Raw genomic sequence first — 12,434 nt, forward strand, 5'->3', positions numbered from 1 at the left:
GCGTAACGTCCTGTGGTCGGTGCGGCGAGTCGTGTGCGGCATCGGGCGGCAACGGTGACGGACGGTGCTTGGCGTCGGTGGCTACGGTCGCCGGTGATAGGGCGGTGGGCGGAGATGACGGACGGAACCACGGACCGGGGCGAGGTGCGCGTCGGCACCGGCCCGGACCGCACGAGGGTGGTGATCGGCGGCGGGCTCGCGGCGGTGCTCCTCGCCGTCGTCGGGGCGGCCGGTGGATGGATGCTTGCCGGCGATCAGGAACCGCCCGGCACCACGACACTGGACGCGAGCGGCAGTCGGGCGCCGACGTCCGAAGGCGAGCCGACACCACGCGAGAAGCCGACGACGGCTACCAGCAGCCAGCCCGCCCGACCCGCGCCGAACCGCACCGATCTGACGGTGCCGGAACTCGTCGGCATGGACTTCGAAGAGGCCCGGGAGGAGCTGCGGGATCGCGGACTGCGTTGGGAGTTCGTCTTCGGCACCGGCGACAGCTCCAGCGTGCGCAGCACCGAGCCGGCCGGCGGGTCACCGGTGAAGCGCGGGACCAGCGTGAAGGTCACCGTGGCCGGCGCCGCACCGGAGAGTTCGGTACCGGACCTGGTCGGCGACTCGTGCGGGGAGGCACAGGACGAACTCGCCGACGACGGCTTCTATCCGCGCTACCCCACCGGTAAGTCCGGCACGGTCACCACCCAGCAGCCGACCGCCGGCACCGTCGGGCGATGGAACGACGTGGTCCAGATCTGGTGCGGCACGACCCCGAGCCCGGAGTCCAGCGACGAGCCGGAGTGACGCGCGTCCGACACGCTGATGCCGGCCGATGGCCCGACGAACCGTTAGGTTGACCGTCGAGGGCCATGCCGCCCGCCGGACCGGCGGAAAGGACGTGCGATGAGCGACGACCGCCAGCAGCCGCCTGAGGACGGGTCCGACGACCGGACCCGCCACATTCCACCGGCCACCGGACGACCCGACGAGACCGCTCCGTTGCCTCCGACGCAGCGGTCCGGATCGGCGGCGTGGTCGGGGCGCGCGGAGGTGCCGTCGGTGCGGCCGGGTTTCGACGGCGAGCCGGCCGGCGGCGACTGGTACCCCGACGAGCAGCCGAACCGGCGCTGGTGGCTGCCGATTCTCTGGGGTGTCGTCCTGCTGCTCCTGCTCGCGCTGCTCGGTGTGGGCCTGTGGCTGGCCCGGCAGGCGCTGGACGAGGACGGGTCTACGCCGCCGTCCCCGCAGCCGACGACGCAGGCCCCACCGACCACCGCCGCGCCCTCCCCGACCACCCGGTCACCGTCGCCATCGCCGACCACCAGCGCCGCCCCGCCGCAGATTCCGGTGCCGCCGTTGACCGGGCTCTCCGAGGCGGCGGCGCGGACGCTGCTGGACCAGCTCGATCTCGAGTACGAGGTGGAGTACCGGCCGTCGGACCAGCCCTCTGGCACGGTGATCGCCACCGAGCCCGGTGGGGGTGAACTGGTCGAGGCGGGCAGGGAGATCAGGCTGGTGGTGGCGGAGGCCAGCCCGAGCCCGTCGCCGACGACCGGTGCGCCGACCACCGAGCCGACCGTCACGGTGAGCCCGACCGCCTGAGGCACGGTGAGCCCGACCGCCTGAGGGCGGTCACCACAACCGGCGTCTGGTGCCGACCAGTCCCAACCCGGCCAGCGAGATCGCCAACCCGAACACGCCGGACCAGAACAGCGAACGGCTGAGTTCCTGGCGAGGATCCGCTCCGGTGGCGTGGGTTGTCGGGACGGTGTCCCCCGACGGGTCACCGCCGTTCGCGGAGGCCGGGTCGTCGCCCGGCTGGTCGGCCGTGCCGTCGGGGCCGAACTCGTGCCAGCCGCCGGTCACGCCGTACGGGCCGACCGGGTCGGTCTCCACCACGGTGATCTCCGGTGCCGGTACGGGCTCGGCCAGCCGGGTCGAGGACAGGGCGGGGTCCCGGACCAGCACCAGCATGGTGGCGGCGGCACCAAGTAGCGCCAGGACTCCGAAGGCGTAGGTGATACGGGATCGGTGGGGCTGTCGCGCGGGCAGATTGACCATGGCCATCCCAGGTTCGGGGCCCAGGACGCGCGGGGTGGAGACTTGCCGGGGTGGGCATACCGATTCTATGGCGTCGGCATGCCCCCACGGCGGCTGTTCGAGATGCTCAGCTCACCCGGACCGGAGTTCGGGTGACCGGCCGGCGGGCCGAGCGCACGGTGTGCGGACGAGGCTGCGGAGCGGCCTGGATCTGCTCCAGACCCGCTCGCTGGACGAAGATCGAACGCCGGTTGACCGCGTCCCCCGCCGTGTTCAACTCGTAGCCTTCGAGCCACAGCCAGCCGTCGTAGGTGGGTCGGTCGAGTACCCGGATCACCCGGAACTGGATGGGCTTGCGGAACTGGACACTCGCCGCGCGAGTCACGTGCAGTACGTCACCGGAGCGGGGAAGCACATGGGCTCCTGGGAGGGTTGGCCGGCGGGGAGGCCGGCGGGACGATCGGGGGGAGATGCCGCTCCGGCGACGAGGTCGTGTCTCGTGTGCCGGTTCGTGGCGCGGGCATTGGTCGGTGCCGGGAACGCTGGTGGCGTGCCGCTCGACCGGTGCGGGCTCAGGTGGTGTCGCCGGAGCCGCCGCCGGGGGTGGGCGGCCGGTTCCCGCGCGGGGAATCCGGGCCCGTGGCCGACGGTCGGGTGTACGCCCCGTCCGCGCCTCCGCCGTAGAGATCACGGGGGGAGACGGCGTAGGGACGATGCGTAACCCAGGTCATACGGACAGAGTGCATCAGAGGCGTGCTGCATGCAAGTTGCACGTAGACTTTTGCCGATAAGTGAGCGGCTCGCACGAAAGGGCGCTTGAACGTGCCCATACCCGAGCGGCACACTGAGGAACGGTTTCGCCCGCCGCGGCCGGCCGACGACCGGCGCCACCCCTATGCCGCGAACGCTCGCCAGCCCCGACGGTCGCGCCCGAGGCGGGTGTCGAATCAGCGGCGCGTCGAGGTGAAAGGTGACATCGGGTGAGCGAGCGCCGCAGTCCGACCATCCGGCGGCGCCGGCTCGGCGCGGAGCTGCGCCGCCAACGCGAGGCCGCCGGCATCACCATCGAAGCCGTCGCCGACCAGTTGGAGTGCTCCGCGTCGAAGATCTCCCGCATCGAGACGGGCCACACCTCCGCCACGCCGCGCGATGTGCGGGACATGCTGCGGATCTACGGGGTGGTGGGCGCGGAGAGTGACGAGCTGGTGCAGATCGCCCGCGAGGCGCGACAGAAGGGCTGGTGGCACCCGTACAGCACGGTGTTGGTCGGGGCGTTCGTCGGCCTGGAGGCGGCGGCCAGCTCGGTCCGTGCGTACGAACAGCAGGTGATACCCGGGCTGTTGGAGACCGAGGATTACGCCAGCACGATGATCAAGGCCGCCCGTCCGGACTTCACCCCCGAACAGGTACGACAACGAGTGCGTGTCCGACTCGGCCGTCAGTCGTTGTTGACCCAGGATGATCCGGTCGATCTGTGGGTGGTGCTCGATGAGGCGGTGCTGAGCCGTCCGGTTGGCGGGGACACGGTCATGCGTGACCAGCTCAAACGGTTGGCGGAGGTAGCCCAACTGCCGAACGTGACGCTCCAGGTCCTGCCGTTCGAGGTAGGGGCGCACGCCGGAATGGACGGCACCTTCACGATCCTCAGCTTCCCCGAACCCGGTGATCCGGATGTCGTGTACGCGGAGAACGCCACGGGTGGGCTCTTCCTGGAGAAGAGCGACGAACTACAGAAGTACAGCTTCATCTTCGATCACATTCGAGCAGCGGCCAGGCGTCCGGAGGAGTCCGTCGAGTACATCGCGAGACTGGCAGAGGAGCCGTTGTGGAAGTGGCGACGCAAGGATTCCCCGTAGACCTGACGCGGGCGACATGGTTCAAGAGCTCGAAAAGTGGCCCGAACTGTGACAACTGCGTGGAGGTGGCGTACGTGACCGGGGCGATCGGCGTCCGGGATTCGAAGGACAAGGCCGGTCCGGCCCTCGTCTTCGCCCCGGGTGACTGGCACGCCTTCGTCGCCGGCACCAGGGACGGCGCATTCGGCCGGAGCTGATTGGCGGTAAGCGGTGTCGATCGGTCCCCGTCCGGCCAGGCCGGACGGGGACCGTGCGTTGCGTTGCGGCCCTCCGGCTGCCGTCGCCACATCGATCCCGTCTCGTTGTACCTCTCGGTACGCGCTGGTCGACATCCCCCCGGCAGGGCGGGTAACCGAGCGAGGCAGGCGAGACGGAATGACGAGTATCGGTTCAGAGAACATGAGCAACGGCCCGGCAAAGGCCGAGCGGTTCGGCGGGCAGTACCGCGGCGCCCGCAGGGACAGCATGTTGACCGAAGTGCCGGCGGAGGGTGAACGCGGCGGGCGGGACGTCAAAAGCACGGCCGAAGCGGCCCCGTCGCAGCACGTGCCGCCGTCGCTGGACCCGAATCCGCTCACCGAGGGGGCGTTCCCGCCCCCGGGGTGGCCGATGGCGGAGAACAACTCCCTGGTGGGCCACCCGCTGCTGCACGGTCTGATGATGGAGTTGCCGCCGAGGGGCAGTGTGCCGCCGCCCGGCTGGCTGGACCGTTGGTTCGAGGCGACCAGGGCGATCCTGGAACTGCTATACGTGCAGGGCTCCGGCCGGTTGCGCTGAGGTCGCCCGCCGTTCCGGCATGGCCAACTCGGCGAGCCGGTTGTGTCGCAGCGCATGACGTACGCCGATGGCGGCGACGCCCAGCGCCCCGGCGGTGACCGCCGGCCCGGCCATCCCGGGCCCGAAGAGCTGACCGGCGCCGCTCGCCGCGATCAGGGCCGGCAGCAGGGCCAGCCCGGTCACCTGCAACGGCAGGCCGATCAGCGGGTGTGCGGCGGCGGCCCGCAACCCGTGCGGGGCCGGAGTCCGGGAGGCCGTGGCGAGCGCGCTGGCCCCGGCCAGCAGCCGGCGCACCCGGCGGACCGTGCAGATCGCCACCACCGCGACGGGGACAGCGGCCAGCGTGAGTCCGCTCGCGGCCCGGTCCGCCAGGGTGGCACCACGGGTGATCAGCCCGGCGATCGGCAGCGCCGCCGTCAGGGCGAGTCCGGCCCCGGTCAGGCCGAGCAGCCAGCCGGTGTGCCGGCGCAGGCCACGTGCGTGGGTCATCCGGGGCAGCCCGTCCGCGAGGTACCCGGCGACCCACCAGACGGTGGCGACCGGGAGCAGGAGGGCGAGATGGCTCTGCATGACCATCAGCCTTGCCCGATTTCCGCTCTCGCGAATCCGGGACCGCCCCCCGCTCGTCCCGTACCTGGTCCCCGTAGGGGGTCATCGCACCGATGTGATGGGAGATCCGGCATGTTTTTCTGCCTCCGGGCGTCCAACTACTCTCACCTCGATTGGCATTCATCGATCAATCTGCCACGAGTGGGTAGACGGTCGGTGCCGGTCGGAGGGAGGTAGGAAGATGGCTTTTCCACACAGGTCCGTACTCGTCGGCCTGGCCGCGCTGGCCATGGTCGCCACGGCCACACCGGCCATGGCGGCCGAGCCGGTCGGCACGATCAGGAGTGCCGGCGGCGCCACTGCCGTCGAGGGCAGCTACATCGTCGTGTTCAAGAACGCCGAGGTGGGCCGCAACGCCGTCGGATCCTCGGTGGACCGGCTGCTGCGCCGACACGGCGGCAGCACGGCCCGTACCTACACCACGGCGTTACGTGGCGCGGAACTGCGGGTCAGCGCCACGGCCGCCGCGCGGATCGCCGCCGACCCGGCGGTGGCGTACGTCGAGCAGAACCACACCGTCACGATCAGCGGCACCCAGGCGAACCCCCCGTGGGGCCTCGACCGGATCGACCAGCGGAACCTGCCGCTGAACAGCTCCTACACCTACCCGAACACCGCCTCGGACGTCACCTCGTACGTCATCGACACCGGCATCAGGACGACCCACTCCGACTTCGGCGGCCGGGCGACCTGGGGCACCAACACCGCCGACACCAACAACACCGACTGCAACGGCCACGGCACCCACGTCGCCGGCACGGTCGGCGGTACGGCGTACGGCGTCGCCAAGGCCACCCGGTTGGTGGCGGTCAAGGTGCTGAACTGTCAGGGCAGCGGCACCAACGCCGGAGTCATCGGCGGCATCGACTGGGTGACCGCGAACGCGGTCCGGCCGGCCGTGGCCAACATGAGCCTGGGCGGCGCGGCCAACAGCGCGATCGACAACGCGGTGATCAACTCGATCAACACCGGCATCACCTACGTGGTGGCCGCCGGTAACGGCAACCTCCTCGGCCAGCGGCAGAACGCCTGCAACTACTCGCCGGCCCGGACGGCTCCGGCGATCACCGTCGGGGCCACCCAGAACAACGACGCCGCCGCGAGCTTCTCGAACTTCGGCACCTGCGTGGACATTCTCGCTCCGGGCGTGGGCATCACGTCGGCCTGGCACACCGGCGACACCGCGACCAACTCGATCAGCGGTACGTCGATGGCGTCACCGCACGTGGCGGGCGCCGCCGCGCTGGTGCTGTCGGCCAACCCGTCGTGGAGCCCGCAGCAGGTCCGGGACTACCTGGTCACCAACTCCACCCCCAACGTGGTGACGAACGTCGGTACCGGAACCCCGAACCAGCTGCTCTACGTGGTCAACGGCGACACCCCGCCGCCGACCAACGACTTCTCGGTGTCGGTGTCGCCGACCTCCGGTTCCACCGCGCCCGGCGGCTCGGTGACCGCGAGCGTGGCCACCGCCACCACCAACGGGTCCGCCCAGTCGGTCAGCCTTTCGGCCAGCGGCCTGCCGTCCGGGGCGACCGCCTCGTTCAGCCCGGCCACCGTCACCTCCGGCGGGTCGTCGACGCTGACCGTCACCACCTCGGCCAGCACCCCCGCCGGCACGTACCCGGTGACGGTGACCGGCAGCGCCGCGTCCGGCAGCAGGACCGCGACGTACTCGCTGACGGTGACCGGCAGCGGCAGCGGCGGCTGCTCGGGCACCAACGGCACCGACGTGGCGATCCCGGACGCCGGCTCGGCGGTGACCAGCTCGATCACGATCTCCGGCTGCAACCGGAACGCCGCGTCGACCTCGACCGTCGCGGTGAACATCGTGCACACCTACCGTGGTGACCTGGTCGTCGACCTGCTCGCCCCGGACGGCTCGTCCTACCGGTTGAAGAACAGCAGCATCTTCGATGGCGCGGACAACGTGAACACCACCTACACGGTGAACATCTCCAGCGAGGCGGCGAACGGCACCTGGCGGCTCCAGGTGCGGGACGTCTACGGCGGAGACACCGGCTACATCAACACCTGGACGCTGACCCTCTGACGTCCGCAACGGCACCGGGCCCCCGGCATCGCGCCAGGGGCCCGGTGACCGTATCGGGTCAGACCGCGAACGTGCTCGGACGCTCGGTGGCCGGGGCCGGCGGCCTCGCCTTCCACAGCCCGGTCTTCTGCGCGAACAACCGGCCGAGGTACGCCGGGTTGAGGATCACGTAGCGGCGCCAGAGCCGCTTCGGTTCCAGACCGAGCCGCCAGAACCACTCCAGCCCGGCCCGCTGCATCCACGGCGGCGGCTGACGCAGCAGCCCGGCGTGGTAGTCGAAGGCCGCCCCGACCGCCATCAGCGGCATGTCCAGCAGCGGGCGCATCGCGTACGCGAAGACCTCCTGGCGCGGGCAGCCCAGGCCGACCAGGACGAGCCGGGCGCCGCTGGCCCTGATCCGGTCGGCGATCTCGACGTCCTCGCCCGGCTGCACGGCGCGGAACTTCGACGCCTCCACTCCGGCGATCTTCAACGCCGGGAACATCCGCTCCAGCTCCGGGATCAGCCGGGCCAGGGTCTCGTCGGTGGAGCCGTACAGGTAGACCGGCAGGCCCTCGTCGGCGAAGCGGGAGAGTACGTGCAGGGTCAGCAGCGGCCCGTACACCCGGTCGGTGAGGCCGGCGCCGTGCAGCAGGTTCAGCGCCCAGCGCACCGGCTGGCCGTCCGGGGTCACCACGTCGAACGAGTTGAGTCGCGCGTTGTGCGGCGGGTCCAGCACGCCGGTCATCACGCCGTGCACGGCCAGCGCGGTCAACGCCATCGGGCGGCGTTCCTGCGCGGCGGCCACCACCCGCTCGGTCGCCTCGGCGTAGTCGGTGGCGTCGACGAGGACGCCGAGGACGTTCTTCTTGGTCATGCTCCCGGCACCCACTTGTCCACGTTGGCCTCGTAGATCTCACGCATGATCATGGGTACGTCGTAGACCTGCTTCCAGTCCGGGTAGTCGGCCTGGAACGCCTCGTTGGAGCCGATCCACCACTTGTGGTCGCCGACCCGGTTGGCCTCGACGTACTCCGAGATCATCTCTTGCCCGGTGATCCGCTCGGACTCGGTGAACGCCTCGCGCATGGAGGTGTTCGAGTGCCGGCCGCCGCCGAGGTTGTACACCGCTGCCGAGCGCGGGTTGCGGAAGAACGCCTCGAACGCGGACACCACGTCCGAGCTGTGGATCGCGTCCCGCACCTGCTTGCCCTGGTAGCCGTAGATCTTGTACGTCCGGCGCTCCATGTTGCAGCGCATCACGTACGCCAGGAAGCCGTGCAGCTCGGTCGCCGAGTGGGCCGGGCCGGTCAGCGTCCCGCCCCGGAAGCAGGCGGTCCGCATGTCGAAGTAGCGGCCGTACTCCTGCACCATCACGTCCGCGGCGACCTTGGAGGCGCCGAAGATGGAGTGCAGGCAGGCGTCGATCGACATGTCCTCGCGGATGCCCTGCTCGTACGGGTGGCCCGGCTCGATCTCCCAGCGGGTCTCCTGCTCGACCAGGGGCAGGCTGTTCGGCCGGTCGCCGTAGACCTTGTTCGTCGAGCAGTGGATCACGGGCGCCTCCACGCAGTGCTCCCGGACGCTCTGCAGGACGTTCAGGGTGCCGGCGGCGTTCACGTCGAAGTCGGTGAACGGGTCGCGCACCGCCCAGTCGTGCGAGGGCTGCGCGGCCGTGTGGATCACCACGGCGATGTCCCGGCCGTACCGCTGGAACAGCGCGCCGAGCGCACTGCGGTCGCGGATGTCGATGCTGTGGTGCGAGTACCGCTCACCCAGCTCGTCGGTCAGCCGGCGGACGTTCCAGGCGGTGGACGCCTCCTCGCCGAAGAACTCTTGCCGCATGTCGTTGTCGATGCCGACGACGTCGAGACCGAGGCCGGCGAAATGCCGGACCGCCTCGGAGCCGATCAGCCCGCCCGAACCGGTCACGAATGCGACACTCACATGCCACTCCTGGTGCGTCGGAGGCAGAAACCATCGGAGCATAGCGTGACGTTTGGTACGTCTCGATACGGAGCGAGGGCCCCGCGTCGCCGCGAAGCCCTCGTCTGTGGTGGGGAAGGGGGGAGTTGAACCCCCACGCCCTTTCGGGCACACGGACCTGAACCGTGCGCGTCTGCCATTCCGCCACTTCCCCGTGGCATGACCTCGGACAGCGTAGCCCGAGTGGTCTCCACCGTCTCCGGCGGACCTTGGCAATGCTACGTGACCTGTGGTCGTGACCGCGAATGGCATTCGCTGCTTCCAGCGGTTACCGTTCGTGGCGGACGAAAGAGTAGCACGACGATCCGAGGCCGTCCGAACGGGCCGTGGCCTGCCGGCCGAGCGGCGTGTGAGCTGCGTGCGCTCTGGACGGATACCATCATGTCCTCGGGACCCGAGGAGGAGCCGGTGAGCGTGCTGCAACGCTTCGAGAAGCGTCTGGAAGGCCTGGTCGAGGGGGCCTTCGCCAAGGTCTTCAAGGGGGTCGTGCACCCCGTGGAGATCCTCAACGCCATGCAGCGGGAGGCCGAGGCGCACAAGGCCATCCTGGCCGGTGGGCGCACGTTGGTGCCGAACCGCTACGTGATCGATCTCTCGCCCTACGACCACAGTCGGTTGGCGCCGTACGCCGCCGCGCTGGCCCAGGAGTTGGCCCAGTCGCAGGCGGAGTTCATCGGCGAGCAGGCCTGGACGGTCTACGGCGACGTGATCGTCGAGATCGAGCGCGGTGAAGGGCTGGACACCGGCATGTTCCGGGTCACCGCCGAGGTCTACACCGGTGGCGAGGTCGCTCCGGTCTCGGCGCCCGGCGGCGGGTACGACGCCGGTCCGCCCGGATACCCCTCGTACGACCAGGGCGGCGGCTACGGCCCCCCGCCGGGTCACGGCGGTGGCCGCAACGTCCGGCTGGTCTCCGGCGACGGCCGCACCTACCCGCTCCAGATGGGCTCGACCGTGATCGGTCGGGGCGACCAGGCCAACCTGCGCCTGCCCGACGTCGGCATCTCCCGGCGACACGCCCGGCTGGACTTCGACGGCGGCCAGGTCGTGCTGACCGATCTCGGCTCGACCAACGGCACGATGGTCAACGGCCAGCGGGTCTCCGCCGTCGCGCTGAACCCCGGCGACATGATCCAGCTCGGTACGACCACCCTGACCTTCCGCGTGGACGGCTGACCCGCCTTGCCGGAACTCGTCATCACCGTTGCCCGGTTCGGATTCCTCGTTTTGCTGTGGATCTTCGTGTTCACGGTGGTCGGCGTCATCCGTCGGGACCTGTTCGCGGGGGCCCGTTCGGGTCGGCTGGTGGCCGCGCCCCGGGCGGTCGGCGCGTCGACCGGCCAGGCGACGGCGAAGCCGGCGAAGGTGAAGCGGGGACGGGCGGCACACCAACTGGTAGTGACCGCAGGACAGTTGGCCGGCACCAGGATCACGTTGGGCGAGGCGCAGATAACCATCGGCCGGGCCGAGGACTCCACCCTCGTCATCACCGACGACTACGCCTCCGCGCGACACGCCCGGCTCGTACCGCGCGACGGGCAGTGGTTCGTCGAGGACATGGGTTCGACTAACGGGACGTACCTCGATCGCGCTAAGGTCACCGGACCGACCCCCGTTCCCCTCGGCGTGCCGATCCGGATCGGCCGCACCTCTCTCGAATTACGGCCATGACTCTGACCCTGCGCTACGCGGCCCACAGCGACCGCGGTCTGATCCGTGACGGTAACCAGGATTCCGTCTACGCCGGACCGCGGCTACTCGCCGTCGCCGACGGCATGGGCGGCATGGCCGCCGGTGACGTCGCCAGCAACATTGTCATCGGTGCCATGGCGCCGCTCGACGAGGACGTCCCCGGTGACGCCCTGGTCGACGCGTTGCGTTCCGCCGTGGGTACCGCCAACCAGCAGCTCCGCGAGACCGTGGAAGCCAACCCACAGCTGGAGGGGATGGGCACCACGCTCACCGCGACCCTCTTCTCCGGCAGCAAGCTGGGTATGGTCCACATCGGTGACTCGCGGGCCTACCTCCTGCGCGACGGTGAGTTCGCGCAGATCACCAAGGACGACACCTACGTCCAGATGCTCGTCGACGAAGGCCGGATCAGCCCGGAGGAGGCGAGCAGCCACCCCCAGCGCTCGCTGCTCACCCGGGCCCTGGACGGCCGGGACATCGACCCCGAGTACTCCGTGCGCCAGGTGCTCACCGGTGACCGCTACCTGATCTGCTCCGACGGACTCTCCGGCGTGGTCAGTGCGGAGACCATCGCCGAGACCATGCGTGAGTACACCGACCCGCAGCAGTGCGTCGAGCGACTCGTGCAGCTCGCCCTGCGCGGTGGCGGCCCGGACAACATCACGGTGATCATCGCCGACGCCACCGACCGGGACATCGTCGAGGCGGCACCGATCGTCGGCGGCGCGGCGGCCCGCGACCGTGGCATGGCGACCTCCGCCGACGTCTCCACCCCGGCCGCCCGGGCCTCGGCGCTCTCCGCCCCCCGTCCGCCCGTGCCGGAGGAACCCGCCGGCAACGCCGACGACGAGCCGGAGGCCCGTCGTCGCCCGCTGCGCGCACTGGCGATGACGACCGCCCTGGCGGTGATCCTCGGCGGCAGCCTCTACGGCGGGTACACCTACACCCAGCGGCAGTACTACGTCGGCGCGACGCAGGACGGCCAGGTGGCGGTGTTCCGCGGCATCCAGGGCCAGATCGCCGGGATGGACCTCTCCACCGTCCACTCCGAGAGCAGCGCCCAGCTCGACGATCTCACCCTCGCCGCGCAGGAGCAGGTCAAGCAGGGCATCCCGGCCCGGAGCGAGCCGGACGCGGAGCGCCGGCTGGCCGAGCTGACGATGGACAGCCCGACCAACGTCAACCTCAAGCCCATCTGCCCGCCCACGGCGAGCCCGACCCCGAGCCCGACCCCCGACGCGGACGGGCCCTCGCCGGCACCGAATGCGTCGGCCGGCTCGCCGACTCCGGTCGGCAGCGCGTCGGTCTCCGCCACGGGCGGCGCCGCGACCCCACCGGTGCGCCCGTCCGACAACGGATCGGCGGTCGCGTCCACCGACACACCCGACAGCCCGCCCGACACCTTCCCGCCCACCGTCGACCCGGCGGCCTGCCGGTCGCCCGAGTAGGCA

Annotated in this window: 14 protein-coding genes and 1 tRNA gene; 9 read left to right on the forward strand and 6 right to left on the reverse strand. The window is 70.6% G+C overall.

Going from position 1 to position 12,434, the window contains the following annotated elements; translation table 11 throughout:
• Nucleotides 1–114: 114 nt before the first annotated feature.
• Nucleotides 115–795 (forward strand): PASTA domain-containing protein, encoded by a 681-nt coding sequence (locus ID554_RS14060; RefSeq protein WP_117227943.1) that lies wholly within the window; start codon nt 115–117, stop codon nt 793–795.
• Between the two features lie 99 nt (nt 796–894).
• Nucleotides 895–1,593, forward strand: a complete 699-nt coding sequence (locus ID554_RS14065) for a PASTA domain-containing protein (RefSeq protein ID WP_117227944.1) — start codon at nt 895–897, stop codon at nt 1,591–1,593.
• A 30-nt stretch (nt 1,594–1,623) separates the two neighbouring features.
• Here the strand turns inward: ID554_RS14065 and ID554_RS14070 are convergent, their stop codons facing one another.
• Nucleotides 1,624–2,058 (reverse strand): hypothetical protein, encoded by a 435-nt coding sequence (locus ID554_RS14070; protein ID WP_117227945.1) that lies wholly within the window; start codon nt 2,056–2,058, stop codon nt 1,624–1,626.
• A gap of 100 nt (nt 2,059–2,158) precedes the next feature.
• Entirely contained in the window at nt 2,159–2,446 is a 288-nt protein-coding gene (locus ID554_RS14075; RefSeq protein WP_117227946.1) for a hypothetical protein, read from the reverse strand.
• 565 nt (nt 2,447–3,011) lie between these two features.
• Here ID554_RS14075 and ID554_RS14080 point away from each other — a divergent pair.
• From ID554_RS14080 to ID554_RS14090, 3 genes are all read left to right on the forward strand, one after another.
• The gene (locus ID554_RS14080; RefSeq protein WP_117227947.1) at nt 3,012–3,887 is read left to right on the forward strand and encodes a helix-turn-helix domain-containing protein; all 876 of its coding nucleotides are present in this window, start codon (nt 3,012–3,014) and stop codon (nt 3,885–3,887) included.
• Entirely contained in the window at nt 3,863–4,084 is a 222-nt protein-coding gene (locus ID554_RS14085) for a DUF397 domain-containing protein (RefSeq protein ID WP_117227948.1), read from the forward strand. Before ID554_RS14080 ends, ID554_RS14085 begins: the two co-directional genes overlap by 25 nt.
• A 178-nt stretch (nt 4,085–4,262) precedes the next feature.
• A complete protein-coding gene (locus tag ID554_RS14090) occupies nt 4,263–4,664 on the forward strand; it encodes a hypothetical protein (protein ID WP_117227949.1) in 402 nt (133 codons plus the stop codon).
• On the opposite strand, the gene ID554_RS14095 is transcribed toward ID554_RS14090, so the two are convergent.
• Entirely contained in the window at nt 4,632–5,234 is a 603-nt protein-coding gene (locus ID554_RS14095; RefSeq protein ID WP_117227950.1) for a hypothetical protein, read from the reverse strand. The genes ID554_RS14090 and ID554_RS14095 overlap by 33 nt on opposite strands.
• A 220-nt stretch (nt 5,235–5,454) precedes the next feature.
• Here ID554_RS14095 and ID554_RS14100 point away from each other — a divergent pair, with 220 nt between their 5' ends.
• Nucleotides 5,455–7,326: a S8 family peptidase gene (locus ID554_RS14100; protein ID WP_117227951.1), complete on the forward strand. Its 1,872-nt coding sequence runs from the start codon at nt 5,455–5,457 to the stop codon at nt 7,324–7,326.
• A gap of 58 nt (nt 7,327–7,384) precedes the next feature.
• Here ID554_RS14100 and ID554_RS14105 read toward each other — a convergent pair whose 3' ends face one another.
• The 3 genes from ID554_RS14105 to ID554_RS14115 form a co-directional block, all read right to left on the reverse strand.
• Nucleotides 7,385–8,182 carry a WecB/TagA/CpsF family glycosyltransferase gene (locus ID554_RS14105; RefSeq protein ID WP_117228044.1) on the reverse strand — a complete coding sequence of 266 codons (798 nt, stop codon included), beginning with the start codon at nt 8,180–8,182 and terminating at the stop codon, nt 7,385–7,387.
• Nucleotides 8,179–9,294 (reverse strand): NAD-dependent epimerase/dehydratase family protein, encoded by a 1,116-nt coding sequence (locus ID554_RS14110; RefSeq protein ID WP_191088833.1) that lies wholly within the window; start codon nt 9,292–9,294, stop codon nt 8,179–8,181. Before ID554_RS14110 ends, ID554_RS14105 begins: the two co-directional genes overlap by 4 nt.
• Before the next feature lie 65 nt (nt 9,295–9,359).
• A tRNA-Leu gene (locus tag ID554_RS14115) sits at nt 9,360–9,445 on the reverse strand.
• Nucleotides 9,446–9,672: 227 nt separating this feature from the next.
• On the opposite strand from ID554_RS14115, the gene ID554_RS14120 reads away from it, so the two are divergent.
• The 3 genes from ID554_RS14120 to ID554_RS14130 are packed head-to-tail and all read left to right on the forward strand — an operon-like array spanning nt 9,673 to nt 12,431.
• Nucleotides 9,673–10,467, forward strand: a complete 795-nt coding sequence (locus ID554_RS14120; protein WP_117227953.1) for an FhaA domain-containing protein — start codon at nt 9,673–9,675, stop codon at nt 10,465–10,467.
• Between the two features lie 6 nt (nt 10,468–10,473).
• Complete coding sequence (locus ID554_RS14125) at nt 10,474–10,962, forward strand: FHA domain-containing protein FhaB/FipA (RefSeq protein ID WP_117227954.1); 489 nt, start codon at nt 10,474–10,476, stop codon at nt 10,960–10,962.
• Entirely contained in the window at nt 10,959–12,431 is a 1,473-nt protein-coding gene (locus ID554_RS14130) for a PP2C family protein-serine/threonine phosphatase (protein WP_117227955.1), read from the forward strand. Before ID554_RS14125 ends, ID554_RS14130 begins: the two co-directional genes overlap by 4 nt.
• The last annotated feature ends 3 nt before the right edge of the window (nt 12,432–12,434 follow it).

Origin of the sequence: Micromonospora craniellae (assembly GCF_014764405.1) — a bacterium.
GTDB classification, from domain to species: Bacteria; Actinomycetota; Actinomycetes; order Mycobacteriales; family Micromonosporaceae; genus Micromonospora; species Micromonospora craniellae.

Bases quoted from the DNA above. Each gene is read 5' to 3' on its own strand.
- ID554_RS14090 (WP_117227949.1), top strand. From the start codon at position 4,263: ATGACGAGTATCGGTTCAGAGAACATGAGCAACGGCCCGGCAAAGGCC.
- ID554_RS14105 (WP_117228044.1), bottom strand. From the start codon at position 8,182: ATGACCAAGAAGAACGTCCTCGGCGTCCTCGTCGACGCCACCGACTAC.
- ID554_RS14070 (WP_117227945.1), bottom strand. From the start codon at position 2,058: ATGGCCATGGTCAATCTGCCCGCGCGACAGCCCCACCGATCCCGTATC.
- ID554_RS14130 (WP_117227955.1), top strand. From the start codon at position 10,959: ATGACTCTGACCCTGCGCTACGCGGCCCACAGCGACCGCGGTCTGATC.
- ID554_RS14065 (WP_117227944.1), top strand. From the start codon at position 895: ATGAGCGACGACCGCCAGCAGCCGCCTGAGGACGGGTCCGACGACCGG.
- ID554_RS14060 (WP_117227943.1), top strand. From the start codon at position 115: ATGACGGACGGAACCACGGACCGGGGCGAGGTGCGCGTCGGCACCGGC.
- ID554_RS14120 (WP_117227953.1), top strand. From the start codon at position 9,673: ATGTCCTCGGGACCCGAGGAGGAGCCGGTGAGCGTGCTGCAACGCTTC.
- ID554_RS14110 (WP_191088833.1), bottom strand. From the start codon at position 9,294: ATGCTCCGATGGTTTCTGCCTCCGACGCACCAGGAGTGGCATGTGAGT.
- ID554_RS14100 (WP_117227951.1), top strand. From the start codon at position 5,455: ATGGCTTTTCCACACAGGTCCGTACTCGTCGGCCTGGCCGCGCTGGCC.
- ID554_RS14095 (WP_117227950.1), bottom strand. From the start codon at position 5,234: ATGCAGAGCCATCTCGCCCTCCTGCTCCCGGTCGCCACCGTCTGGTGG.